At 44.1% G+C, this 25,424-nt stretch carries 13 protein-coding genes, 21 tRNA genes and 3 rRNA genes; 33 read left to right on the top strand and 4 right to left on the bottom strand.

The genetic code is table 11. From position 1 onward, the window contains the following. Positions 1-570: 570 nt before the first annotated feature. Complete coding sequence (locus NST12_RS12930) at positions 571-975, top strand: YugN-like family protein (protein ID WP_327797021.1); 405 nt, start codon at positions 571-573, stop codon at positions 973-975. Here NST12_RS12930 and NST12_RS12925 read toward each other — a convergent pair. Further along, positions 972-1,958 carry a potassium channel family protein gene (locus NST12_RS12925; RefSeq protein WP_341030091.1) on the bottom strand — a complete coding sequence of 329 codons (987 nt, stop codon included), beginning with the start codon at positions 1,956-1,958 and terminating at the stop codon, positions 972-974. The genes NST12_RS12930 and NST12_RS12925 overlap by 4 nt on opposite strands. A gap of 239 nt (positions 1,959-2,197) precedes the next feature. On the opposite strand from NST12_RS12925, the gene NST12_RS12920 reads away from it, so the two are divergent. Further along, positions 2,198-2,365, top strand: coding sequence for a hypothetical protein (locus tag NST12_RS12920; RefSeq protein WP_169799149.1), 168 nt, complete (start codon positions 2,198-2,200; stop codon positions 2,363-2,365). A 495-nt stretch (positions 2,366-2,860) separates the two neighbouring features. On the opposite strand, the gene NST12_RS12915 is transcribed toward NST12_RS12920, so the two are convergent. Together NST12_RS12915 and NST12_RS12910 are read right to left on the bottom strand one after the other, a co-directional pair. Further along, positions 2,861-2,933, bottom strand: a tRNA-Ala gene (locus NST12_RS12915). Positions 2,934-3,082: 149 nt separating this feature from the next. Beyond that, positions 3,083-3,769, bottom strand: coding sequence for an MgtC/SapB family protein (locus NST12_RS12910; RefSeq protein ID WP_327797103.1), 687 nt, complete (start codon positions 3,767-3,769; stop codon positions 3,083-3,085). Positions 3,770-4,638: 869 nt separating this feature from the next. Here NST12_RS12910 and NST12_RS12905 point away from each other — a divergent pair. The 28 genes from NST12_RS12905 to NST12_RS12770 all read left to right on the top strand — a co-directional run bounded on the left by NST12_RS12905 (position 4,639) and on the right by NST12_RS12770 (position 19,872). Then, positions 4,639-6,193: ribosomal RNA gene (locus NST12_RS12905) — 16S ribosomal RNA — on the top strand. A gap of 260 nt (positions 6,194-6,453) precedes the next feature. Further along, positions 6,454-9,386: ribosomal RNA gene (locus tag NST12_RS12900) — 23S ribosomal RNA — on the top strand. A gap of 165 nt (positions 9,387-9,551) precedes the next feature. Then, a 5S ribosomal RNA gene (gene rrf / locus NST12_RS12895) occupies positions 9,552-9,667 on the top strand. Together the 16S, 23S and 5S rRNA genes with 20 tRNA genes alongside form the textbook arrangement of a ribosomal RNA operon. Before the next feature lie 6 nt (positions 9,668-9,673). Next, positions 9,674-9,749 (top strand) — tRNA-Val (locus tag NST12_RS12890). A 10-nt stretch (positions 9,750-9,759) separates the two neighbouring features. Further along, positions 9,760-9,835, top strand: a tRNA-Thr gene (locus tag NST12_RS12885). 129 nt (positions 9,836-9,964) lie between these two features. Then, a tRNA-Lys gene (locus NST12_RS12880) sits at positions 9,965-10,037 on the top strand. Positions 10,038-10,043: 6 nt separating this feature from the next. Beyond that, a tRNA-Leu gene (locus tag NST12_RS12875) sits at positions 10,044-10,125 on the top strand. Positions 10,126-10,134: 9 nt separating this feature from the next. Next, a tRNA-Gly gene (locus NST12_RS12870) sits at positions 10,135-10,209 on the top strand. A gap of 7 nt (positions 10,210-10,216) precedes the next feature. Then, positions 10,217-10,302 (top strand) — tRNA-Leu (locus tag NST12_RS12865). A gap of 7 nt (positions 10,303-10,309) precedes the next feature. Then, positions 10,310-10,386 (top strand) — tRNA-Arg (locus tag NST12_RS12860). Between the two features lie 2 nt (positions 10,387-10,388). After that, positions 10,389-10,462: transfer RNA gene (locus tag NST12_RS12855), tRNA-Pro, on the top strand. 16 nt (positions 10,463-10,478) lie between these two features. Further along, positions 10,479-10,554, top strand: a tRNA-Ala gene (locus tag NST12_RS12850). A gap of 22 nt (positions 10,555-10,576) precedes the next feature. Further along, a tRNA-Met gene (locus NST12_RS12845) sits at positions 10,577-10,650 on the top strand. Between the two features lie 6 nt (positions 10,651-10,656). Continuing rightward, positions 10,657-10,733: transfer RNA gene (locus NST12_RS12840), tRNA-Ile, on the top strand. Positions 10,734-10,742: 9 nt separating this feature from the next. Next, positions 10,743-10,835: transfer RNA gene (locus NST12_RS12835), tRNA-Ser, on the top strand. A gap of 20 nt (positions 10,836-10,855) precedes the next feature. Beyond that, positions 10,856-10,929: transfer RNA gene (locus NST12_RS12830), tRNA-Met, on the top strand. Between the two features lie 31 nt (positions 10,930-10,960). Continuing rightward, positions 10,961-11,036: transfer RNA gene (locus NST12_RS12825), tRNA-Phe, on the top strand. A gap of 33 nt (positions 11,037-11,069) precedes the next feature. Then, positions 11,070-11,145: transfer RNA gene (locus tag NST12_RS12820), tRNA-His, on the top strand. Positions 11,146-11,156: 11 nt separating this feature from the next. Then, positions 11,157-11,230: transfer RNA gene (locus NST12_RS12815), tRNA-Gly, on the top strand. A gap of 13 nt (positions 11,231-11,243) precedes the next feature. Further along, positions 11,244-11,317: transfer RNA gene (locus NST12_RS12810), tRNA-Ile, on the top strand. A gap of 6 nt (positions 11,318-11,323) precedes the next feature. Then, positions 11,324-11,395 (top strand) — tRNA-Asn (locus NST12_RS12805). A 14-nt stretch (positions 11,396-11,409) separates the two neighbouring features. Next, positions 11,410-11,502, top strand: a tRNA-Ser gene (locus tag NST12_RS12800). Positions 11,503-11,515: 13 nt separating this feature from the next. Beyond that, positions 11,516-11,587, top strand: a tRNA-Glu gene (locus NST12_RS12795). A 356-nt stretch (positions 11,588-11,943) separates the two neighbouring features. Further along, complete coding sequence (gene glgB / locus NST12_RS12790; protein WP_244878009.1) at positions 11,944-13,944, top strand: 1,4-alpha-glucan branching enzyme; 2,001 nt, start codon at positions 11,944-11,946, stop codon at positions 13,942-13,944. Beyond that, positions 13,886-14,959, top strand: coding sequence for a glucose-1-phosphate adenylyltransferase (locus NST12_RS12785; protein WP_327823827.1), 1,074 nt, complete (start codon positions 13,886-13,888; stop codon positions 14,957-14,959). The genes glgB and NST12_RS12785 overlap by 59 nt, the downstream gene beginning before the upstream one ends. 44 nt (positions 14,960-15,003) lie before the next feature. After that, positions 15,004-16,032 carry a sugar phosphate nucleotidyltransferase gene (locus NST12_RS12780; protein ID WP_048623888.1) on the top strand — a complete coding sequence of 343 codons (1,029 nt, stop codon included), beginning with the start codon at positions 15,004-15,006 and terminating at the stop codon, positions 16,030-16,032. Then, complete coding sequence (gene glgA / locus NST12_RS12775; RefSeq protein WP_341030089.1) at positions 16,029-17,480, top strand: glycogen synthase GlgA; 1,452 nt, start codon at positions 16,029-16,031, stop codon at positions 17,478-17,480. The genes NST12_RS12780 and glgA overlap by 4 nt, the downstream gene beginning before the upstream one ends. Then, complete coding sequence (locus tag NST12_RS12770) at positions 17,467-19,872, top strand: glycogen/starch/alpha-glucan phosphorylase (RefSeq protein WP_341101429.1); 2,406 nt, start codon at positions 17,467-17,469, stop codon at positions 19,870-19,872. Before glgA ends, NST12_RS12770 begins: the two co-directional genes overlap by 14 nt. Positions 19,873-20,131: 259 nt before the next feature. Here NST12_RS12770 and NST12_RS12765 read toward each other — a convergent pair whose 3' ends face one another. Then, positions 20,132-21,055 carry a 1,4-dihydroxy-2-naphthoate polyprenyltransferase gene (locus NST12_RS12765; RefSeq protein ID WP_048623885.1) on the bottom strand — a complete coding sequence of 308 codons (924 nt, stop codon included), beginning with the start codon at positions 21,053-21,055 and terminating at the stop codon, positions 20,132-20,134. A gap of 403 nt (positions 21,056-21,458) precedes the next feature. Between NST12_RS12765 and NST12_RS12760 the strand changes: the two genes are divergently transcribed. The 3 genes from NST12_RS12760 to menH are packed head-to-tail and all read left to right on the top strand — an operon-like array spanning position 21,459 to position 25,415. Beyond that, the gene (locus tag NST12_RS12760; RefSeq protein ID WP_048623884.1) at positions 21,459-22,871 is read left to right on the top strand and encodes an isochorismate synthase; all 1,413 of its coding nucleotides are present in this window, start codon (positions 21,459-21,461) and stop codon (positions 22,869-22,871) included. Next, positions 22,864-24,609: a 2-succinyl-5-enolpyruvyl-6-hydroxy-3-cyclohexene-1-carboxylic-acid synthase gene (menD, locus tag NST12_RS12755; RefSeq protein WP_327823830.1), complete on the top strand. Its 1,746-nt coding sequence runs from the start codon at positions 22,864-22,866 to the stop codon at positions 24,607-24,609. Before NST12_RS12760 ends, menD begins: the two co-directional genes overlap by 8 nt. Next, positions 24,606-25,415 (top strand): 2-succinyl-6-hydroxy-2,4-cyclohexadiene-1-carboxylate synthase, encoded by an 810-nt coding sequence (gene menH, locus NST12_RS12750; protein WP_048623882.1) that lies wholly within the window; start codon positions 24,606-24,608, stop codon positions 25,413-25,415. Before menD ends, menH begins: the two co-directional genes overlap by 4 nt. Positions 25,416-25,424 lie beyond the last annotated feature (9 nt).

Raw genomic sequence — 25,424 nt, 5'->3', positions numbered from 1 at the left:
TTTCATACCAAAAGATGTAGATGGCGCAAACATTCGTTTTTTGTTTGTGCAGTCTCCAAAAAGCATATTCATCATCAGCTTCTTCCAAAGTCATGGAACTGCTGATTTGTCGATTATGGGTAATACTTTTACAGTAGCTGAAAACCTTGTCTCTTCCCCAAATTCAAAAGTCTGAACTTAGACCTTCTTTTACTTTGACCAGCTTCAGGGCAATCCAAGTGATGAATGATATCTCGTTCTTCATGCTGCTTGGTTTTCCCTGCAGCTATGATTGATTCTCCTCTTTCTTGATCTCCTAAATTGAAAACTAAAGATGCTTCAAGTTATAAGTGGCATGTTGTGCGAAAATTGGACCACTCACAAACTTTCCATCGAGATCAAAACTCCAAGACTGTGTAAGAATAAAGATCATAAAGCCGCTTATTTTATTCCAAAAACATGAAACACTGCCGCAACTGGCAAGCTAAAAAGAAACAAAACCATACATAATGAAGAAGCATAGTGTTAAAAACAAAATGACGGATTCTTTAAGATAAGCTGTAAATACTAAAAAGAAAGGAGGGAATTGCAATGATTCAAATACCTTCGAAAATAGAGGGGCGGCATTATTCTTTATATAATCTGGAACAATCATTAAAACCAAAAGGGTTTCAAATTGGCGGGAATTGGGATTATGATCATGGATCGTTCGATTATAAAATCAGCGATGATGAAGGTTATCAATTTTTACGCATCCCATTTACGGCTGTAGACGGCCAATTGGATTCAGCAGGTGTAACTGTGAAACTAGGGAGGCCATTTTTAATGAATCATGTATATCAGCGCGGCTTGGACGATTATGCTTCCTCCGGAAATTTGGCCGCCTCTTTTAATCAATTTTCGGAACCGCAAGAGAAAGATGCTGAATTTCCGGAAGAGTATATCCAGTTTGGAAGACAGCTTGTGCGTGACATCGAGTCTTTGTTGATAGACTAATCGGATATAATGATCAGCTGAAAACTTTTTTTCATTGTTAATTCAGGTGGGGGGTTGATGATTACGTCTTCTTCCCGCTTCACTCCGAGCAGAAGCATTCGTTTTTGGATGAGCACATTGCTTAACTGTCGAAAGGTCAACCCATCCCACTCGTCTTCCATTACGATCGTTTTGAAATGACTGCCATTCACATGATCAAATAGATCCATTACGGCGTCAGACATTCCGTGGCAAAGCAAGCTGTTCAACATAGCGAAACTTGCAAGCTGATTCGTATGAATCAATTCATCTGCACCGGCTCTTTTAGCATTTTCTACTTGTTCTGCCGTTAAAATTTCTGCTAAACAATAGACGTTTGGATTCATTCCTTTTACAGCGATAATCGTTAAGATGGTGGCCATATCCGCTTGACGTTCGTTTTTATCCTGATCCGCTGTAATCAAAACGAGATCGGCTTGCTTTACATTTCCTTTTTGCAAGGTGTCGTCTTGATAAGGAACTCCTTTAATAAAGTGCACTCTGCCATCTGAAAATGGATTTTGGTGCAAAGACTCATCGATCAACAAGATGGACTTGGAATTTTTTAAGAGAGACCAATGATGAATAAACGCACGCGATCGTTCATTCCAGCCGATAATGACGATATGGCGGTCTTCCTTAAATGTTTCTTTGCCATCTATATAGGCATTTTGACGAGTGACCGCGGTTGCTGCTAATGAGGCGAAATAAGTCGTTAAAAATCCGGCGCCGGCAAAAATTAGAATCAATCCGATTAGCCGCCCTTCTAATGTTGCGGGAACGTAATCTCCGTAGCCAACCGTGGAGGCGGTGATCACAGCCCACCAGATTCCTTCAAATATAGTAGGAAAAGTGACCGGTTCCAAGAAGTGAATAATGACTCCGGCTGCTACAATAATGGCTACAGAGATGGCTAATACACGGCCGACAAGCGGCCAGCGCAGAAAAATCCGGTAAAAAGCCATTCCGCATCCAGCTCCTTTATTTTCTGTCTATCAGTATGTCCGTTTTGTCGGCATTGCATAACTAGAGAACAAAGACTCTCAAGTCGGAGCATGTTTTTTTGGAACTTCGATAAACTAAAACTATAAACGAAACTTCTCCATATGGATAAGATTGCTTTTTATTGAACACAAATTCTTGATTTATTGTCTTATGAGAGTTTTTCATCTAAACCAAAAAGATGAGAAAGGAGGGGCGGAAGATGGGAAAATGGAATGAAGAAGCGGCCCCAAACAATAATTTGAATTCGGCAGAGCTTCGATCTTCGAAAATGCCTTCTCAAGAACGAGACAGCCACCCGTTTGCAGAAGCACTGTCCGATGACGGTGAACGAAATAAATGGGCGGAACGACAAACAAAAAGATCATAGTCATAAAAGAAATAGTGAATGGAGATTTCCTTTGCGTAGCGTTGAGGAAGCGTGCCTTTTTTCTACTCATTTAATGGTTGAATATCCTTTCCGGTGATAAACGAACAGTAATGACTCATGGGAGATCAGTCCGATCATATGATGTAATCTCTTATGACAGAGGAAAATTCGTTATTTGATTAAAATAAAAACGCCTTCCTTTTTAAGCAAGGCCTTTTTGCATTCATTAACCCAGCATATATGGAGAACAGGGGATCTTAAGCAGAAGCGAAGTTGAAGTAACTTGAATTTTTTTAAGTCTCTGTTGTTTTTTTCTATCAGTAGATCAAAACAAACAGCATTCAAAGAGTGTTTGTTCAACAAAAGTATAGAACTCAAACTAGCATTTAACACATTTTATCATAATAAGGGTTTGCATTTGTTTGCAAATGAAATGTATAAAAAAACAGTGCGGTTGCCATATGGTCTAACCGCACTGAATTCACGTTTTTATGATGGAGCATAGGGGGCTCGAACCCCTGACCTTCGCGCTGCCAGCACGACGCTCTCCCAGCTGAGCTAATGCCCCGTTTTTTTGTAACTCTTAAAACGAACAATTACATTATAATTATTTTGTTTTAAAAAGACAAGAGGTTTTTTATATTTTTTTATTCTTTCCATTGCTGCATTCATGGCGAAGAGGTCTTTGTTACACAACAATATAAGCGTCTAAAAAAACTAAAGACTTTCGATTTCCACGTTTTCCACTCCAGGAATTTCAGAAACAGAATAGTACAGTTGAGTAGTCCTTCTCCGGAAATCTACGGACACATTTAGTTCTAGGAGATGAGTATTTCCGTCTTTCAGGTCTTTAATATGAATATTGTCGATTGTAATTTTATCTTTTTGAATAATATCAATCACTTCTTGAATCTGTTCTTTATTTTTAATGGTCATTTTGAGCAATACTTCTTTTTCACGCAATTTTTTAGGCCCAATCACAAGAAAAACAAGGGGAATTATTTCTACGCTGATGATCAGTAAAACAACGCCAGCAATCGCTTCAACGTAAAATCCGGCTCCGACTGCAATTCCAATCCCGGCGGCACCCCAGATAATCGCAGCAGTTGTCAAACCTGATATACTGTCATTGCCTCTGCGCAAAATGACGCCCGCTCCTAAAAAACCAATCCCTGAAACAATTTGGGCTGCAAGACGGAGAGGATCCATCGTGATATTCACATCATGATTTGCGGGAAATACATAAGCAGACTCACTTGAAACGATCGTCAACAAGCAGCTGACGATCGATATAACCAAACTAGTTTTCAATCCGACCGGTTTTCTTTTTAATTCCCGTTCCAAACCAATGATTAGTCCTAATACTGCTGAAATGACAAGTTTCACTAATATATGAAAGTCCATCCAATCCATTCTCCTCATCCCTCCTTATCGAAATTTGGATCATTGGTATTTTCAATTCTTTTTTGGATTCTTTAAGCAATTTTAATTTTAATTTATTATGAAATTAAGTAAGTATCTTTATAAAATAAAATGAAGCTCTTATCGGCGTCAAGCATTTTGATTTAGAAATGAAGGAAGGATTGTTTCCTGTTTTTGCTCAAAAGCTTCATTTTCCGTTTCCGTCATAACCTAGAAGGGGCAAAGGCTAATTTGAACACTATTATTCTGATAAGTTATGTTTACAATCTGACGTTTATGACATGGAATTTTACAAATCACAAATTCCTATTCAATACAGCCTTCCAGTCCTCCTAAAGTAGAGACAGTTGATAGATGTTCTTTCGTATTTGGAGAGTCATCATATTATGAGTACACATTTCGTTTTGAACGGCTATTTTACGATGGTTGTTCCTATGTAGATAATTTTTTGTCTAGTTAAAAGGAGATTATGTACCAAATGGACTGAGTGAATAAAAACATTTTTACGATAAAATGAAAATGACCTATCTGTTTTTAAAGCAATATGGGATATTTTAAAAGTTAAAATGCATCATTTATTCGCCTAACCTAATTATTTAACGCCAAAAAGTAATGCAATATTGTATTCTTTTTTGACTTTAGAACAATGAAGAAAAATTTTTTTAAAAAAGTGGTTGCCAAGGGACTTTTTTCATGATATATTATTAATCGTCCGTTAGATACGGATGAAAAACTTGATGTTGATTTGAGTTTGTGATATAATAGAAAAGTCGCTTTTGATAGATCCTTGAAAACTGAACAAAACGAAGCGTAAACCAATGTTTCGATAGAAACAAGCCAAATCAAATTTCTTTTTGGAGAGTTTGATCCTGGCTCAGGACGAACGCTGGCGGCGTGCCTAATACATGCAAGTCGAGCGGACTTTCAAGAAGCTTGCTTTTTGAAAGTTAGCGGCGGACGGGTGAGTAACACGTGGGCAACCTGCCTGCAAGACGGGGATAACTCCGGGAAACCGGGGCTAATACCGGATAATATCTTCCTTCGCATGAAGGAAGGTTGAAAGGCGGCGCAAGCTGCCGCTTGCAGATGGGCCCGCGGCGCATTAGCTAGTTGGTGAGGTAACGGCTCACCAAGGCGACGATGCGTAGCCGACCTGAGAGGGTGATCGGCCACACTGGGACTGAGACACGGCCCAGACTCCTACGGGAGGCAGCAGTAGGGAATCTTCCGCAATGGACGAAAGTCTGACGGAGCAACGCCGCGTGAGCGAAGAAGGTCTTCGGATCGTAAAGCTCTGTTGTCAGGGAAGAACAAGTACCGTTCGAACAGGGCGGTACCTTGACGGTACCTGACCAGAAAGCCACGGCTAACTACGTGCCAGCAGCCGCGGTAATACGTAGGTGGCAAGCGTTGTCCGGAATTATTGGGCGTAAAGCGCGCGCAGGCGGTCTCTTAAGTCTGATGTGAAAGCCCACGGCTCAACCGTGGAGGGTCATTGGAAACTGGGAGACTTGAGTGCAGAAGAGGAGAGCGGAATTCCACGTGTAGCGGTGAAATGCGTAGAGATGTGGAGGAACACCAGTGGCGAAGGCGGCTCTCTGGTCTGTAACTGACGCTGAGGCGCGAAAGCGTGGGGAGCGAACAGGATTAGATACCCTGGTAGTCCACGCCGTAAACGATGAGTGCTAAGTGTTAGAGGGCTTCCACCCTTTAGTGCTGCAGCTAACGCATTAAGCACTCCGCCTGGGGAGTACGGCCGCAAGGCTGAAACTCAAAGGAATTGACGGGGGCCCGCACAAGCGGTGGAGCATGTGGTTTAATTCGAAGCAACGCGAAGAACCTTACCAGGTCTTGACATCCTTCGCTACCTCTAGAGATAGAGGGTTCCCCTTCGGGGGACGGAGTGACAGGTGGTGCATGGTTGTCGTCAGCTCGTGTCGTGAGATGTTGGGTTAAGTCCCGCAACGAGCGCAACCCTTGACCTTAGTTGCCAGCATTCAGTTGGGCACTCTAAGGTGACTGCCGGTGACAAACCGGAGGAAGGTGGGGATGACGTCAAATCATCATGCCCCTTATGACCTGGGCTACACACGTGCTACAATGGATGGTACAAAGGGTCGCGAAACCGCGAGGTGGAGCTAATCCCAAAAAACCATTCTCAGTTCGGATTGCAGGCTGCAACTCGCCTGCATGAAGCCGGAATCGCTAGTAATCGCGGATCAGCATGCCGCGGTGAATACGTTCCCGGGCCTTGTACACACCGCCCGTCACACCACGAGAGTTTGCAACACCCGAAGTCGGTGAGGTAACCCTTACGGGAGCCAGCCGCCGAAGGTGGGGCAGATGATTGGGGTGAAGTCGTAACAAGGTAGCCGTATCGGAAGGTGCGGCTGGATCACCTCCTTTCTAAGGAAGAAGAAAAGCAGAGGCGACTGTTCAGGTGCGACAAGCACAAGACAGCTTGCGAGGAGGTAGTATTTCAACCACCGCAGCAAGATGGATTGTGACCTCGAGCACCTAGGAGCCGGAGCTGGACAGGTATCTATTGTACGCTTTCGTTTTGTTCAGTTTTGAAGGATTTCATCCTTCGCACTTGTTCCTTGAAAACTAGATAGAAGAAAGAAGCAGCATAAACCGAGTATCGCCATCTAGGATAAAACCAACATGGTTAAGTTAGAAAGGGCGCACGGTGGATGCCTTGGCACTAGGAGCCGATGAAGGACGGGACTAACTCCGAAAAGCTCCGGGGAGCTGTACGTAAGCGTTGATCCGGAGATTTCCGAATGGGGAAACCCGCTGCCCGTAATGGGGCAGCATCCTTGCCTGAATCCATAGGGTAAGGAAGGCAACCCGGGGAACTGAAACATCTAAGTACCCGGAGGAAGAGAAAGCAACAGCGATTCCCTGAGTAGCGGCGAGCGAAACGGGAACAGCCCAAACCAGAAGGCTTGCCTTCTGGGGTTGTAGGACACCAATCGTGGAGTTACAAAGGAACGAGGTAGACGAAGAGGTCTGGAAAGGCCCGTCAGAGAAGGTAACAACCCTGTAGTCGAAACTTCGTTCCCTCCCTGGTGGATCCTGAGTACGGCGGGACACGAGGAATCCCGTCGGAAGCTGGGAGGACCATCTCCCAAGGCTAAATACTCCCTAGTGACCGATAGTGAACCAGTACCGTGAGGGAAAGGTGAAAAGCACCCCGGGAGGGGAGTGAAAGAGAACCTGAAACCGTGTGCCTACAAGTAGTCAGAGCCCGTTTACGGGTGATGGCGTGCCTTTTGTAGAATGAACCGGCGAGTTGCGATCTCATGCGAGGTTAAGTCGGAAAGACGGAGCCGCAGCGAAAGCGAGTCTGAACAGGGCGCATGAGTATGGGGTCGCAGACCCGAAACCAGGTGATCTACCCATGTCCAGGGTGAAGGTGAGGTAACACTTACTGGAGGCCCGAACCCACGCACGTTGAAAAGTGCGGGGATGAGGTGTGGGTAGGGGTGAAATTCCAATCGAACTTGGAGATAGCTGGTTCTCTCCGAAATAGCTTTAGGGCTAGCCTCAAGGAAAGAGTCTTGGAGGTAGAGCACTGTTTGGACTAGGGGCCCTCATCGGGTTACCGAATTCAGACAAACTCCGAATGCCAGCGACTTATCCTTGGGAGTCAGACTGCGAGTGATAAGATCCGTGGTCAAAAGGGAAACAGCCCAGACCGCCAGCTAAGGTCCCAAAGTATACGTTAAGTGGAAAAGGATGTGGAATTGCTTAGACAACCAGGATGTTGGCTTAGAAGCAGCCACCATTTAAAGAGTGCGTAATAGCTCACTGGTCGAGTGATTCTGCGCCGAAAATGTACCGGGGCTAAACGTATCACCGAAGCTGCGGGTGGACACCTTCGGGTGTCCGCGGTAGGAGAGCGTTCTAAGGGCAGAGAAGCCAGACCGGAAGGACTGGTGGAGCGCTTAGAAGTGAGAATGCCGGTATGAGTAGCGAAAGAAGGGTGAGAATCCCTTCCACCGAATGCCTAAGGTTTCCTGAGGAAGGCTCGTCCTCTCAGGGTTAGTCGGGACCTAAGCCGAGGCCGACAGGCGTAGGCGATGGACAACAGGTTGATATTCCTGTACCACCTCTTTTCCGTTTGAGCGATGGGGGGACGCAGGAGGATAGGGTAAGCGCACTGCTGGATGTGCGTCCAAGCAGTAAGAGGGGCAGCGAGGCAAATCCCGTTGCCACTAACCTCAAGCTGTGACGGCGAGGGAAATATAGTACCGAAGTTCCTGATTCCACACTGCCAAGAAAAGCCTCTAGCGAGGAAAAAGGTGCCCGTACCGCAAACCGACACAGGTAGGCGAGGAGAGAATCCTAAGGTGTGCGAGAGAACTCTCGTTAAGGAACTCGGCAAAATGACCCCGTAACTTCGGGAGAAGGGGTGCTTTTTGGGGTGCATAGCCCCGAGAAGCCGCAGTGAATAGGCCCAGGCGACTGTTTAGCAAAAACACAGGTCTCTGCGAAGCCGTAAGGCGAAGTATAGGGGCTGACGCCTGCCCGGTGCTGGAAGGTTAAGGGGAGCGCTTAAAGCTTTGCTTGAAGGTGCGAACCGAAGCCCCAGTAAACGGCGGCCGTAACTATAACGGTCCTAAGGTAGCGAAATTCCTTGTCAGGTAAGTTCTGACCCGCACGAAAGGCGTAACGATCTGGGCACTGTCTCAACGAGAGACTCGGTGAAATTATAGTACCTGTGAAGATGCAGGTTACCCGCGACAGGACGGAAAGACCCCGTGGAGCTTTACTGCAGCCTGATATTGAATTTTGGTACAGCTTGTACAGGATAGGTAGGAGCCTGAGAGACATGAGCGCCAGCTTGTGTGGAGGCGCCGGTGGGATACTACCCTGGCTGTACTGAAATTCTAACCCGCACCCCTGATCGGGGTGGGAGACAGTGTCAGGTGGGCAGTTTGACTGGGGCGGTCGCCTCCTAAAAGGTAACGGAGGCGCCCAAAGGTTCCCTCAGAATGGTTGGAAATCATTCGCAGAGTGCAAAGGCAGAAGGGAGCTTGACTGCGAGACCTACAAGTCGAGCAGGGACGAAAGTCGGGCTTAGTGATCCGGTGGTTCCGTATGGAAGGGCCATCGCTCAACGGATAAAAGCTACCCCGGGGATAACAGGCTTATCTCCCCCAAGAGTCCACATCGACGGGGAGGTTTGGCACCTCGATGTCGGCTCATCGCATCCTGGGGCTGTAGTCGGTCCCAAGGGTTGGGCTGTTCGCCCATTAAAGCGGTACGCGAGCTGGGTTCAGAACGTCGTGAGACAGTTCGGTCCCTATCCGTCGCGGGCGCAGGAAATTTGAGAGGAGCTGTCCTTAGTACGAGAGGACCGGGATGGACGCACCGCTGGTGTACCAGTTGTCTCGCCAGAGGCATCGCTGGGTAGCTATGTGCGGAAGGGATAAGTGCTGAAAGCATCTAAGCATGAAGCCCCCCTCAAGATGAGATTTCCCATTTCTTCGGAAAGTAAGATCCCTGAAAGATGATCAGGTAGATAGGTCCGAGGTGGAAGCGTGGTGACACGTGGAGCTGACGGATACTAATCGATCGAGGACTTAACCAAAAGAAAGCGCGAAATCGGTGAAACTGCTTCTTTTATCTAGTTGTAAAGGAGTACATATAAAGGTTTTACTACATAAAGAATCGTTAAAGAAGAAAAATTTATTCTTGAAAATTAAAAATAATTTGTTATAATAATATTTGTCTTACGACAAACTAGAGTAACTAGTCTGGTGGCGATGGCGAAGAGGTCACACCCGTTCCCATACCGAACACGGAAGTTAAGCTCTTCAGCGCCGATGGTAGTGAGGGGATTCCCCTTGCGAGAGTAGGACGCTGCCAGGCGATGATGGAGGTTTAGCTCAGCTGGGAGAGCACTTGCCTTACAAGCAAGGGGTCGGCGGTTCGATCCCGTCAACCTCCACCATACATAACGAGCCGGCTTAGCTCAATTGGTAGAGCAACTGACTTGTAATCAGTAGGTTGTGGGTTCAAGTCCTACAGCCGGCACCATTTTGATTTGGATCGCTAGATCAATCGGAAAATAATAAACATATTATCTTTGAGAAACGTGTCGGGTTTACCACCCAATCAGATGATCCAGATTCCTAAATACAGCAATTGACCATTCAAATTTGTTATGAGCCATTAGCTCAGTCGGTAGAGCATCTGACTTTTAATCAGAGGGTCGGAGGTTCGAATCCTCCATGGCTCACTTTATGCGGGTGTGGCGGAATTGGCAGACGCACCAGAATCAGGGTCTGGCGCCGCAAGGCGTGGGGGTTCGAGTCCCTTCACCCGCACATGTAAATGCGGAAGTAGTTCAGTGGTAGAACACCACCTTGCCAAGGTGGGGGTCGCGGGTTCGAGTCCCGTCTTCCGCTCCATTATCATGCCGGGGTGGCGGAATTGGCAGACGCACAGGACTTAAAATCCTGCGGTGGGTGACCACCGTGCCGGTTCGAGTCCGGCCCTCGGCACTCGTTTGCGCCCATAGCTCAATTGGATAGAGCGTCTGACTACGGATCAGAAGGTTAGGGGTTCGACTCCTCTTGGGCGCGCCATACGGGAAGTAGCTCAGCTTGGTAGAGCACATGGTTTGGGACCATGGGGTCGCAGGTTCGAATCCTGTCTTCCCGATTGAAATAAAAGTAATGGGGCCTTAGCTCAGCTGGGAGAGCGCCTGCTTTGCACGCAGGAGGTCAGCGGTTCGATCCCGCTAGGCTCCACCAATTACAAGTTTATATGACATATGGCGGTGTAGCTCAGCTGGCTAGAGCGTACGGTTCATACCCGTGAGGTCGGGGGTTCGATCCCCTCCACCGCCATTTAAAGGACCTTTAGCTCAGCTGGTTAGAGCAGACGGCTCATAACCGTCCGGTCGTAGGTTCGAGTCCTACAAGGTCCACCATTCATTCGTGGAGGAGTACCCAAGTCTGGCTGAAGGGATCGGTCTTGAAAACCGACAGGCGGGTTAAACCGCGCGGGGGTTCGAATCCCTCCTCCTCCGCCATTCTGAATGATGATTATCGTCGCGGGGTGGAGCAGTCCGGTAGCTCGTCGGGCTCATAACCCGAAGGTCGCAGGTTCAAATCCTGCCCCCGCAATTGCTTTTCCTTCTTAGAATTTAAATATTTTGGCTCGGTAGCTCAGTCGGTAGAGCAAAGGACTGAAAATCCTTGTGTCGGCGGTTCGATTCCGTCCCGAGCCACCATTTTTGCCCATTGATTCTCATGTAATGTCTATGGCGGCTATGGCGAAGTGGTTAACGCATCGGATTGTGGCTCCGACATTCGTGGGTTCGATTCCCACTAGTCGCCCCATTGCAGTGTTCGCGGGTGTAGTTTAGTGGTAAAACCTCAGCCTTCCAAGCTGATGTCGTGGGTTCGATTCCCATCACCCGCTCCAATTCGTTCAGCATGGGCCTGTAGCTCAGCTGGTTAGAGCGCACGCCTGATAAGCGTGAGGTCGATGGTTCAAGTCCATTCAGGCCCATTTTGTTCCGCAGTAGCTCAGTGGTAGAGCAATCGGCTGTTAACCGATCGGTCGTAGGTTCGAATCCTACCTGCGGAGTCATTTTTGTATAAGGAGAAGTACTCAAGTGGCTGAAGAGGACGGTTTGCTAAACCGTTAGGTCGCAAATATGCGGCGCGCGGGTTCGAATCCCGCCTTCTCCACCATTTATATGAATATGGCCCGTTGGTCAAGTGGTTAAGACACCGCCCTTTCACGGCGGTAACACGGGTTCGAATCCCGTACGGGTCACTCTGAAAAATCGGCAGCATGCTGCCGATTTTTTTGTCTTATCTCCTATTCGTTTTTAGCCGCAGTGTTAAAGCCACTGCGGTTTTTTTATGTTCATATGAGTTTGAACCTCCATATATCTGTTAAGCACATAAATGCTCCCATATGGAAGATATAAAGACTATAAGATGTACTGTTAAAATGAAGTCTTTCCCTCTTTGACGCCTGTATCATTAGAAGCCCTTACATGCTAGACAACATTTTCCCGTGGTGAAATGGTTTGGATTTTGTCAGAAAACAGTGAAAAGTTATAAAAGGAGTTCTCTCTCTAACAGCAGAATTTAATCATGACACTAATTGGAGGAGGGGATACTTTTATGTCTGCATCTGCCCCTACGGATATGGATCATTATTTATTTCATGAAGGAAAACATTTTCATTGTTACGGTCTTTTTGGTGCACACATCCGAAAACGCCATGGTAAGGAAACGACAGAATTTTGTATTTGGGCCCCAAATGCAGTGGAAGTAAGGCTGATGGGTACTTTTAATGGATGGAATGGTGAGGGATACCGTTTGGAGCGTACCGGTCCGGATGGTATATGGTTCCTGTCAGTGAACGGAAATTTGGAAGGAGAGCTATATAAATATGAAATAACGACCCGGGACGGAGAACGTTTTTTGAAAACCGATCCATATGCTTTTTATACGGAAAAGCGTCCGAGAACCGCAGGGATTATTTATTCGTTGAACGACTATAAGTGGCATGATGAATCATGGCTGTTGGAAAAAGAAAAAAAGAGATTATATGACGAGCCCATGTTCATATATGAGGTTCATCTTGGAACGTGGCGAAAGAAAGAAAACGGTGATTTTTATTCTTACAAGGAATTAGCGGAAACTTTAATTCCGTATGTAAAAGAACAAGGATTTACTCATATTGAAATAATGCCGATAACCGAGCATCCATTTGATCTATCTTGGGGATATCAAACAACGGGCTACTACGCCGTGACAAGCCGATACGGAACCCCGCATGATTTTATGTATTTTGTAGATTGCTGCCATCAACACGGATTAGGGGTTATTTTAGATTGGGTCCCAGGTCATTTTTGCAAGGACGCTCATGGTCTGTCAAAATTTGACGGGAGTTTTTTATATGAATACGAACATGAATGGGATAGGGAAAATTATGTATGGGGAACAGCTAATTTCGACTTAGCTAAAAAGGAAGTTCACAGTTTTTTAATTTCCAATGCGTTATTTTGGCTAGATATTTATCATATAGATGGTTTTAGGATCGATGCCGTTGCGAACCTTCTCTATTGGCCAAACCGCCATGAAAATCAGTTGAATTCTTTTGGAGTTGAATTTTTGAAAAAGCTGAATGAATCGGTCTTTCAGTATGATGAAAATACGCTGATGATTGCAGAAGATTCTACGGACTTTCCTCTTGTTACTTCTCCTGTTTATTGCGGTGGTCTTGGATTTAATTACAAATGGAATATGGGATGGATGAATGATGTTCTTACCTACATGGAATTAGGATTTGAGGAACGTTCTCATTATCATTCTCTTATTAGTTTTTCTTTGATTTACGCTTTTTCTGAAAATTTCATTTTGCCTTTCTCCCATGATGAAGTTGTGCACGGCAAGAAATCACTGTTGGATAAAATGCCCGGAGACTATTGGCAAAAGTTTGCCCAGCTTCGCCTGTTAATAGGGTATATGGCGGCTCATCCTGGGAAAAAACTGTTGTTTATGGGCACTGAGCTGGCCCCATTTTCCGAATGGAAAGATCGGGAACAGTTAGATTGGCATTTGAGTCAATATGAGCTTCATGCGAAATTCCAACATTTCTCGAAAACACTGCTCTCCTTATATAAAAAAGAGACTCCTCTTTTTCAACTAGATCATTCCTCTGAAGGATTTGAATGGATTGATGTTCATAATTACAGCCAAAGCATCTTTTCATTTATACGGAAAGACAAAGATGGGAATCTACTTATCGTGATTTGCAATTTCAGAGAGTTTGTGTACGAGAAATATAAGGTAGGAGTGCCCTTTTTGGGAACCTATAAAGAGATTTTGAACAGCGATAGTGAGGAGTTTGGCGGCTCAGGAAGGGTGAATCATAGGCCATTATCGGCGAAAAAAGGGATGTATCATGGCAAACCCGCGTACATAGAATTAATCATACCACCTTTTGCAGTTCTTTATTTAAAACCGGAAACGCTTGAAAGGAAGGAATCAATCGATGGCAAAAGAAAAATGTGTTGCTCTAGTGCTAGCGGGAGGTCAGGGGACCAGGCTGTCCGCGTTGACCAAACAACTGGCAAAACCGGCCGTTCCGTTCGGCGGAAAGTATCGGATCATTGATTTTACTTTGAGCAATTGCTCGAACTCGGGAATTAATACGGTGGGGGTGCTTACCCAATATCAGCCGTTAGTCTTAAACTCTTATATCGGCATCGGAAGCGCCTGGGATCTTGACCGCAAAAACGGAGGAGTGACGGTTTTGCCCCCGTACAGCGAATCATCGACGATGAAATGGTATTCGGGAACAGCTAGTGCCGTTTATCAAAATCTTAATTATTTGCGGCAATATGATCCGGAATATGTATTGATTTTGTCAGGAGACCATATTTATAAAATGGATTACTGCAAAATGCTCGAGTTTCATATTGAAAAGGGTGCAGAGGCGACGATCTCCGTAATCGAAGTGCCATTGAAAGAAGCAAGCCGGTTTGGAATTATGAATACAAATGAAAAAATGGAAATAACCGAATTCGAAGAAAAACCTAAGATTCCAAAAAGCAATTTGGCATCTATGGGAATTTATATTTTTAATTGGGATTTGTTGCAAGATTGTTTAGAAAAAGATAATCAAGATCCTTTATCAAGCCATGATTTTGGAAAAGATATTATTCCGACTCTTTTACGCAAGCGGAGACGTCTTTACGCCTATCCATTTTCGGGGTATTGGAAAGATGTTGGTACGGTTCAAAGTTTATGGGAAGCGAACATGGATTTGCTGGAAGAAGAATGTGGATTAAACATTTTTGATCAATCATGGAGAATTTACTCTGTAAATCCAAACCAGCCTCCGCAATCGATTGGCGAACATGCCGTTATACAGGACTCATTAGTGAATGAAGGGTGCGTCGTGGATGGATATATTCATCATTCGGTTTTATTCCAAGGAGTAGTCGTCGACGAAGAGTCCTATATAAAAGATTCTGTCATTTTGCCCAACACGAAGATAGGAAAATATTGCACGATTGAACGGGCCATTGTTACTTGTGATTTGCCGGAACATACGGAAATTCGCGGTTATGATTTCATGGAAATTCCATTGGTCACACAAGATAATCTTCATCAATGGATTGCTTAAATTTAAAAATGAAAATAGAGAATAATAAATAGGGAGGGGATCGATTGAAAGCTTCTTTGCTTGGTGTCATTGATGCAACCACTTATTTTGATTCTATGGAGGAACTGCTAACCCATCGTTGTTTAGCAGCCGTTCCATTCGCGGGGCGCTATCGCTTGATCGATTTTATTCTTTCCAATATGGTGAATTCGGGAATCGAGAGTGTGGCCATTTTTCCGCGATTTCAGTTCCGTTCCTTGATGGATCATTTAGGATCGGGAAAGGAATGGGATTTAAACCGTAAAAGAGATGGGCTCTTTTTCTTTCCATCACCAGGTTTAGAAGTTATGGAAGAGGGGATTGGATCGTTTAGTCATTTTGCCCATCACATGGATTATTTTGACCGAAGCCAGCAACAATATGCATTAATCAGCAATTGCTTTACGGTTTTTAACATGAACTTTGAACCGATCTTAAATCGATTTATAAATGAAAATTGTGATATTATGATGATTTCCCACCATGGACAATCTATGGATATGTACCTTGTGAAGAAGTCTTTGTTAGTTCAATTGATACAAACAAGGAAAATAACAGGATATCGATGCATGCAAGATGTGGTGGAAGATCAAAATAGTCGTTTGACAATATGCCTGTACGAATATGAAGGATTTGTGAAAAAAATTACTTCGATTGCTTCATACTATCAAGCGAGCATGGATGTGTTGGAACGAGACAATTGGTCAGCATTGTTTAAGGACGGCCAGCCGATCTTTACAAAAGTGAAAGATGAGCCGCCGACAAAATATACGAAATCGGCTATTGTCAAAAATTCGATTATTGCTAATGGCTGTGTCATTGAGGGAACGGTCGAGAATAGTGTGATTTTTCGCGGCGTCAAAATAGAAAAAGGTTCGGTCATTAAGAACAGCATTATTATGCAAAAATCCCAAATTGGCAAGGATTGTCATTTGAATGGAGTCATTGTCGATAAAAATGGCCAAATTAAGAACGGTGTATCTTTGGAAGCTCGAAATGGGTTCCCGATTGTCTTGCCAAAAGGCGCAAAACAAGGAGAGTTGATGAAGTCTTGAAAATATTATTCGTTGTATCGGAATGTGTGCCTTTTATCAAGTCAGGAGGATTGGCAGATGTGGCGGGATCATTGCCAAAAGAACTGAAAAGGTTCGGCAATGACGTTCGCGTCATTCTTCCCAAATACGGCAATATAGAGGGTCGTTGGAAATCGCAAATGACAAAAGAGGCGGAATTGACGGTTTCGGTCGGATGGAGAAATCAATATTGCGGAGTGGAACGGTTAGAATACGATGGAGTGATTTATTATTTTATCGATAATGAATATTATTTTAAAAGAGAGGGCCTGTATGGCTATTTCGATGACGGGGAACGATTTTCTTTTTTTACAAGAGCGGTTTTGGACAGTTTGGCCGCTTTGAATTTTTATCCAGAAATTCTTCATTGTCATGATTGGCATGCCGGAATGATTCCGTTTATGTTACGGATGGAGCATCAACATCGACACGGATATGAATTGATCCGAACCGTCATGACCATTCATAATCTTCAATTCCAAGGAATTTTCCCTAAAACCGTGCTCACTGATTTGCTCGGGTTGAAAGAGGAGCATTATCACCCTTCATTAACCGAATTTTTCGGCAATATTAATTTCCTGAAAGCGGGGCTTGTATCTGCTGATTGGATCACAACGGTTAGTCCGACTTATCGCGAGGAAATTCTAACCCCTTATTTCGGCGAGAAGCTTCACGGAGTATTAAATAGTCGAAAAGAACAGATAACGGGCATACTGAATGGAATAGATGAATCGATATATGATCCTCGTCATGACCCGTATATCGAACCTTATTCGGAAGAAGATCTAAGTGGAAAAAAAGAAAATAAAAAGCGCCTTCAGGAACAGCTTCATTTAAACGTGGAGGAACATATTCCTGTTATAGCGATTATTTCGAGGTTGACAAAACAGAAAGGGCTGGATCTGGTCAAATGTGTATTTCATGAGATCATGCAAGAGAATGTTCAATTGATTGTACTGGGTACGGGAGAAGCAGAATTCGAACGATTTTTTGCCGAAATGGAAAACCTTTATCCAAAAAAAGTTAAAGCCATTTTGGAATTTAACGAGGAAATGGCCCATCGGATTTATGCGGGGGCGGACCTATTTTTAATGCCGTCGAAATTTGAACCGTGCGGATTAGGGCAAATGATCGCAATGAAATACGGTACTCTTCCAATAGTAAGGGAAACAGGCGGGCTCAACGATACGGTTCAATCTTATAATGAAATCACGAAAGAAGGGAACGGGTTTTCGTTTCGAAATTTCAATGCACATGATATGCTGTATACCATTCGGAGAGCACTGTCTTTTTATCGTCAGCCTGACATTCGTCATGAACTGATTAAGCGGGCGTTGGCTGCTGATAACAGTTGGTCTCATTCAGCTTATCAATATAATGAAATGTATGCCGATTTGCTAGCTGGGAGGGAAAGCCATGTTTTCTACTAAAGCAGAGTTTAAGGAAGCATTTTTAAACCGAGTTGAAAGAACGTCTGGAAAAAGTTTTGCGGAAACAACACCTTCGGATCAATTTCAAACATTGGGAAACATGGTGCGGGAGTATATTAGCCTGAATTGGATTCGAACGAATGAACATTATCGTTCTCATCGTCAAAAACAGGTGTACTATTTGTCCATTGAATTTCTTCTTGGAAAGCTTCTTGGACAAAATTTATTAAATGCCGGGATTTATGACCTCGTAAAAGAGGGACTTTCAGAGCTGGGGATTCAACTTTCCGAGTTGGAAGAAATAGAAATGGATGCAGCTCTGGGGAACGGCGGTCTTGGGAGGCTGGCCGCCTGCTTTCTTGATTCGCTTGCAACGCTTGATTTACCTGGACATGGGCTTGGTATTCGCTATAAATACGGCCTTTTTGAACAAAAAATGGTCAATGGCTATCAAGTTGAACTGCCGGAGCAATGGTTGAAGCATGGGCATGTCTGGGAAGTGAGAAAAGCCGATTTAACGATGGAAGTTCCCTTTTGGGGAAGAGTAGAAACGGAGAATGATAATGGAAGGTTGACATTCCATCAATTGGATGCTGAATATGTATCAGCTGTACCATACGATATTCCCGTTATTGGCTATAAACGAAAAACCGTAAATACTTTAAGGCTGTGGAGCGCTGAACCGTCTCGATATATGCCTAATAAAGATGTGATGAAGTATAAGAAAGATACAGAGGCGATTTCAGAATTTCTTTATCCCGATGATGCTCATGATGAAGGAAAAATATTGCGTTTGAAGCAGCAATACTTTCTCGTTTCGGCGAGCATTCAATCGATTGTAAAAAATTATCTTTCCCAGCATAAACAGATTCGGGATTTTCATCGCTATACGGCCATACATATTAACGATACCCATCCTGCTTTGGCGATTCCTGAACTGATGAGGATTTTAATGGACAAACTAGGATTAGGATGGGATGAAGCATGGCATATTACGTCCCATACTTTTTGTTATACGAATCATACTACGTTGTCAGAAGCTCTTGAACGTTGGCCTGTCCGTCTTTTTCAGCCGCTGCTGCCGCGAATTTATATGATTGTTCAAGAAATAAATGAACGTTTTTGCCAACAGCTTTGGGAAAAATATCCGGGAGATTGGGAACGGATTGAGAAGATGGCCATTATTTCGTACGGGGAAGTCCGAATGGCTCATTTGGCGATTTCCGGAAGCTATAGTGTAAATGGAGTGGCCAAACTTCACACAGAAATTTTGAAAAAAAGGGAAATGAAACGGTTTTATGAATTCCAGCCGGAAAAGTTTAACAATAAAACGAATGGAGTGACTCATCGGACATGGCTGTTAAAAGCGAATCCCGAGTTATCCCACTTAATAACGGAATCGATTGGAAACAGCTGGATCAGAGAACCGGAAAAATTAAGCTTATTGAAACAATATGAGGACGATTGGCTGTTTTTAGAACAATTGAAGAAAGTAAAAGCGGCCCGCAAAGAAATATTGGCTGAAAGAATTTGGAAACAAAATGGGATCAAAGTCGACACCCATTCTATTTTTGATGTCCAAGTGAAACGTCTTCATGCCTATAAAAGACAGCTGCTGAATATTCTTCATATTCTTTATTTGTATAACCGCATCCGAGAAGATTCCACTTTTTCTATTTATCCGCGAACTTTTATTTTTGGCGCGAAAGCATCTCCGGGTTACTATTATGCGAAACGAATTATTAAGCTGATCCATTCTTTAGCTGAAATCGTGAATAACGATCCTATTGTCAATCGGTTCATCAAAGTGATATTTCTTGAAAATTACCGTGTTTCGCTTGCAGAAGAAATCATTCCTGCAGCCGATATAAGTGAACAAATTTCTACAGCCAGCAAAGAAGCTTCAGGCACTGGAAATATGAAATTTATGATGAACGGGGCCATTACAGTCGGGACGATGGATGGGGCTAATATTGAGATGTTGGAGCGGGTTGGTTCGGAATCCATTTTGATTTTTGGTTTGACATCGGAAGAAGTGATGAAATTTGAAAAAGAAGGCGGCTATTATTCCCGTGAATATTACCACCATGACAAGCGTATCAGGTGGGCGGTGGATCGGCTGGTTGATGGTCTATTGCCTGATTCCGAACAGTTCGAAGTGATTTATGATTCTTTGCTTGAAGGAAATGATCAGTATTTTGTGTTAAAAGACTTTTCTCCTTATGTGGCGATACAAGAAAAAGCAGGATACCTCTATGAAAAAGAACAAGAGCGTTGGTTGCGAATGATGGTTCAAAACATCGCGCAGTCGGGATATTTTTCCAGCGACAGGACCGTTCAAGAATACGCCAAAGAGATATGGAAGATTGGAAAATATGAAAATCGAGACTAATCCGACTTTTCGCCAATGGAACTTTTAGTTTGAATAAGCCTATGTTCGGCGGGCGCCTTTTCAGCAAGAATAAAAGCAGCTTTATGGGACTGTTATATTGTTTTCCCCGGCTCCCGCCAATTGGCATTCAGCCATTCACTTCTTGGATCCATCCCCTCGTTGATTTTAAAAACCCCTTTCCATCCTTGCGGGCGACAATGCTCATCATCCAGACATCTATTTTTGTACAAAGAAAAAACCTGTCCTCATTAGGGACAGGTTATAAGAAGTAACTGATAAAAAGCCCGATTGATAACAAAAATCCAAAGATCGTATTCGTTTGTGCGGTAGCTTTCATGGCAGGCATCATTTGGATTGGTTTTGTTTTTCCGATAAATCCTTTAACAGCTTTGACAGCTTTTGGTACACTTAAAAAGACGATCAATAGCCATGGAGAGGCGATTTGAAATAGGACGAGGGCTGTTACCCAAGCATACGAAACGATAAACATCCCTTGCAGGAAACGGATCGCATTTTCTCGACCGAGCAATATGGCTAATGTTTTTCTGCCGTTTTCTTTGTCGCCATCCAAATCTCGAATATTATTCGCCAATAAGATGGAGCCGATCAAAATAGAAATGGGAATCGAGATCAGAACACTTGTAGTGGTGATGAATCCCGTTTGAATGTAAAAGGATATTAAAATAATGATAAGTCCCATGAACAAGCCTGATGTCAGTTCGCCAAACGGGGTATAAGCAATCGGTTTCGGTCCGCCCGTATAGAGGTATCCGGCAATCATTCCAAGCGTTCCGACAGCCGCAATCCACCAGCTTGATTGCATGCAAATATAGACGCCGAGCAGTACAGATATTCCGCACAGGGCAAAAGCTAGAGATAAAACAGTCTTCGGTTTAATGCCGTTTCGTACGATGGCTCCACCGATTCCGACTGAATGCTCCGTGTCCAAGCCGCGCACATAATCGAAATATTCATTAAACATATTGGTAGCCGTTTGGATCAGCAAACTAGCCAACAGCATGGCAAAAAATAAACCAAAATGTATCGATGTATATTGATATGCGAGCGCGGTCCCTATTAAAACAGGAACAAAGCCGGCTGTCAGGGTGTGTGGACGAGTAAGACGCCACCAAACACGCCATCCTTTCTCCGGCTGTATAGCAGGAGTTGTATGCATTTCCATTGATGGATCTCTCCTTATATTTCTAGTAAAAATAGCCTATAAAACATCCTATTCTCCCACCATCACTATAGAAAATGAAACAAAAGGTGTCAATCTTTTTTTACCGATTGATGAACGGGAGGGGGGATAATGACAGCCTAAGGAATGCGCGGGAAAAGAAACAGCCGATTAAAATCTCTGCTGGATCCTTCTGACTTTCGTCGTAATGCGAATGCCAACTTTTTCTTTAGCTTATTTTATTGTGGGCAAGCGTATTTGATTAATCTTTGGCAAGGTTAAGATATAATAGAAATGGAATTGTGAAAAAAGTGTTACGTTGACTTTAAAAACGACAGAGGTGTATCTTTAAAGAAGTTTAAACGCGAGAGTCGAATAAAGTATAGTTGAAGTGGAGGCTGTTTCATTGTCTATTAAAAGTCATCATCTTCCTGTTCAATTGATGAGCAAATTGGAAAACAGAAAAAGGAAGAATCAAGCTATGCTTTTCAGTATAACAGAAGAAATGGATTTTATAGATCCCCTCGCTTTTTATTATGGCAATGATTCCGTTTATTCAGGTGAACGCTTTTTTTGGAAAGACTCCGAAAGCGACACGATTATAGTTGGTGTGGGGAATGCAGCTGTTTTAAGGAGCGAAAAGGGAATTAAAGAAAGATATAAAGAAATAGAGGAAAAATGGAATCATTTATTGAAAGAAGCGGTGATCGAAAACGCCCATAAAGAGGTTATGGGCACCGGCCCCCTTTTATTCGGTGGTTTTTCTTTTGACCCCGGCACGATAAAAGAGGAAAAATGGGCTCCGTTTTCTTCTGCCTATTTTGTTCTTCCGTCGTTTATGGTAACGATAAAAAAAGACCGTACATATTTGACTTCCAACGTGATTCATACGGCCCATGAAGAAGACGATTTTCTTGAAAAATGGATCAGCCAAAAAGAAAAGGTCATTAGAAATGCGAAAGAAGTCCCAGGAAGAATGACGGCCATCGTAAATGTGGCTGAGCACGGCAGCAACGAATGGAAGCAAGCAGTCCATAAAGCGGTTGAACAAATTCACCGTAATGAAACACTAAAAAAAGTGGTATTAGCCAGAATGTTAACCGTACAGTTTCAAGAAAGACCTTTTCTGGAAGCTGTATTAAAACGTTTATGGGAGGAGCAGCATGAAAGCTTCCTCTTTGCGCTGGAAACGATGAATCGTTGTTTTTTAGGCGCGTCTCCAGAAAGATTGGTCCAAAAGTGGCATGAAAATGTGCTTTCCACATGCTTGGCTGGTTCGATCCGGCGCGGCAAAGATTTAAAAGAGGACCAAAAGCTTGGACAAGAATTAATGGGAGATCGTAAAAATCGAAAAGAACATCAGTTGGTTGTCGATATGATTGGCAGCGTCATCAACAGTTTGTGTGAAAACGTTCAAATTCCAGAACAGCCGGAGCTGCTGAAATTGAGTGATATACAGCATCTTTTTACGCCTGTTGTCGGAAAAAACCGTCAAAATATGTCGGTGCTGCAGTTTGTTGAAAGATTGCATCCTACTCCTGCGTTAGGCGGTCTGCCTCAGCAAGAAGGGCTGGAAAAGATTCGTCAATTGGAAGGAATAGATAGAGGTCTTTATGGCGGACCTATCGGCTGGATAGATGGCGACGGAAACGGAGAATTTGCAGTGGCCATCCGTTCTGGTCTTTTTCATGACGCTCAAGCTTATCTATACGCAGGATGCGGAATTGTAGCTGATTCAGAAGCGGAGAGCGAATATATAGAAACAAGCATTAAGTTTCGGCCAATGCTCCGGGCTATAGGAGGAGACATCCATGAATAATGAATCATTGACATTGTATTTATCCCATTTCATTGATGAATTGACGAAAGCAGGAGTTCGCCATGTTGTCGTCAGTCCGGGTTCGCGATCAACTCCGATGGCCATGTTGATGGCAGAACATCCTGACCTGCATTTGTATCTTCACATCGATGAGCGGTCAGCCGGTTTTTTTGCTTTGGGCATGGCAAAAGCTTTGCGAAAACCGATCGCGTTGCTCTGTACATCCGGAACTGCTGCAGCCAACTATTATCCGGCTGTGATCGAGGCAAATTATGCACGCGTCCCCTTGATTGTTCTTACCGCTGATCGACCACATGAACTAAGAGAAGTAGGGGCACCGCAAGCGATCGATCAAAATCATCTTTACGGTCGCCATGTGAAATGGTTTGTCGATATGGCGCTTCCGGAGACGGGGGATACGATGCTTCGCTACGTGCGTTCGAATGCGGCTCGAAGCGTTTATATAGCTTCTCAAGCACCGATGGGCCCGGTTCATTTGAATTTTCCGTTTCGTGAACCGCTTATCCCTGATTATGAGCATGCTTACGAATCCATCACACAAACTGGACGGACTGTTCAGCTTCAAAATGTTGCGCGTGAACTTCCGGAGGAGGAACTGGAAGGCCTTGCGCATGAACTGGTTCAATATGAGCGCGGGATTATCGTTTGTGGAGCGCTTGATTCCACCGGTTTTTCCGAACAAGTCGTGAAGCTTTCGAAAGCGTTAGGTTTTCCCGTTTTGGCGGACCCGCTCTCACAGTTGAGAAGCGGCCCTTTTTTGTCAAAAGAAATTATAGACAGTTATGATTCTTTTTTGCGGGATCAAACCGTCCGCCGTCTGCTTGCTGCAGATGTGATCATTCGTTTTGGTGCCATGCCGGTCTCTAAAGCGTTGACTTTCTTTTTGCAAGAAAACCGTGATGCTGAGCAATGGGTGGTAGATGGCGGAGGTCTTTGGCGTGACCCATCTTATTCTGCCACACGAATGATTGCCTGTGAGGAAACATCTTTTTGCCGAAAATTATCTGAAAAAGTACGAAGAAACCATCATTCCCAGTGGATTGAAAAATGGATAGCCGTCAACGAGAAAACAAAAGAATGGATGCGCACCGTAAATGATGTCGAGTTTTTAGATGAAGGGAAACTGTTTTATCAGCTTCATCATGCATTGCCTGAAGGAGCCACTCTCTTCGTAGGCAACAGCATGCCGATTAGAGATGTAGATTCCTTCTTCTTTAAGAATTCTAAACAGATTGAAATTATGGCGAACAGGGGAGCCAATGGCATTGACGGGGTTGTTTCCACTGCCATGGGGGCGAGCGTATTTAGGCAGCCATTGTTTTTAGTCATCGGCGATCTTTCGCTCTTTCACGATATGAACGGGCTGCTCGCAGCTAAACTGCATCGATTGAATGTGAATATCATCATCGTCAACAACAACGGCGGCGGCATTTTTTCTTATTTGCCCCAGGCAGAGCATCCAAAACATTTTGAAGAACTTTTTGGCACTCCCATCGATCTGGATTATTCGCTTGCTGCTGAAATGTACGGAGGCGACTATCAAAAAATATCAAGCTGGGATGAATTTCAAGAGTCTGTCCAAAAAGCGGTTTCCCATGAAGGATTATCCATTATTGAAGTACCGACCAATCGGGAAAAAAATGTCATGGTCCATCGACAATTGTGGAAGAATGTTTCCCGGGAAATAACTTCTATGCTGCTAGGTGAGAGAAAATGAATATGACGGTCAATGGCCGAACGTATTATTTCACAATCGCTGGAAAAGGGGAGCCGCTTTTATTTCTTCATGGATTTACCGGCGACCATACAACATGGGATGAAATAGTGGCAAAGCTGCAAAAAGATTATCAATGCATTTCCATCGATATTCTCGGCCATGGCAACAGCGCACATCCGGAAAACAGCGAAGAATATGCGATCGAAAAGATTGCTGGTGACGTGATCGAACTATTGAGACGTCTCAATATCCAGAAAATCAATGTGATCGGCTATTCCATGGGAGGGCGGCTAGCCTTGACGATGGCGGTATTATATCCGAAAAGAGTCAAACGGTTGATTTTGGAGAGTTCTTCTCCCGGTTTGAAAACTGAAACGGAAAGGTCTGCGCGCAGAAAACGAGATCATGCATTGGCAGAAAAAATTTTGCAAGCCGGAATTCGTGCATTTGTAGATGAGTGGGAAAAGATCCCTTTGTTTGCTTCTCAGTCTCAATTGCCGATCGAGATCAGAAAAAAAATCCGCGAACAAAGACTTCGCCAACATCCTTTAGGACTGGCCAATTCTCTTATAGGGATGGGTACTGGCGCACAGCCGTCTTGGTGGAGCCAATTAGATCGTCTGGACATGCCGGTGCTGTTGATCACCGGTTCACTGGATGTGAAATTTAAAAAAATTGCCCAAGAAATGAAAAAAATGCTGCCGAATGGACGTTGGGAAGAAGTCGAAGGCGCGGGGCACGCAATTCATGTCGAAGATAGTCAAAAGTTTGGTACAATAGTGAACGAGTTTATTAGTTCTACATAAGGAGGAGAA

Origin of the sequence: Bacillus sp. FSL W8-1127, assembly GCF_038006725.1 — a bacterium.
Classification (GTDB): Bacteria; Bacillota; Bacilli; order Bacillales; family DSM-4216; genus Bacillus_O; species Bacillus_O smithii.
This window is presented reverse-complemented; position numbering and strand designations above follow the sequence as displayed.

Bases quoted from the DNA above. Each gene is read 5' to 3' on its own strand.
- glgB (WP_244878009.1), top strand. From the start codon at position 11,944: ATGTCTGCATCTGCCCCTACGGATATGGATCATTATTTATTTCATGAA.
- NST12_RS12765 (WP_048623885.1), bottom strand. From the start codon at position 21,055: ATGGAAATGCATACAACTCCTGCTATACAGCCGGAGAAAGGATGGCGT.
- NST12_RS12910 (WP_327797103.1), bottom strand. From the start codon at position 3,769: ATGGACTTTCATATATTAGTGAAACTTGTCATTTCAGCAGTATTAGGA.
- NST12_RS12920 (WP_169799149.1), top strand. From the start codon at position 2,198: ATGGGAAAATGGAATGAAGAAGCGGCCCCAAACAATAATTTGAATTCG.
- NST12_RS12930 (WP_327797021.1), top strand. From the start codon at position 571: ATGATTCAAATACCTTCGAAAATAGAGGGGCGGCATTATTCTTTATAT.
- NST12_RS12925 (WP_341030091.1), bottom strand. From the start codon at position 1,958: ATGGCTTTTTACCGGATTTTTCTGCGCTGGCCGCTTGTCGGCCGTGTA.
- NST12_RS12770 (WP_341101429.1), top strand. From the start codon at position 17,467: ATGTTTTCTACTAAAGCAGAGTTTAAGGAAGCATTTTTAAACCGAGTT.
- menD (WP_327823830.1), top strand. From the start codon at position 22,864: ATGAATAATGAATCATTGACATTGTATTTATCCCATTTCATTGATGAA.
- menH (WP_048623882.1), top strand. From the start codon at position 24,606: ATGAATATGACGGTCAATGGCCGAACGTATTATTTCACAATCGCTGGA.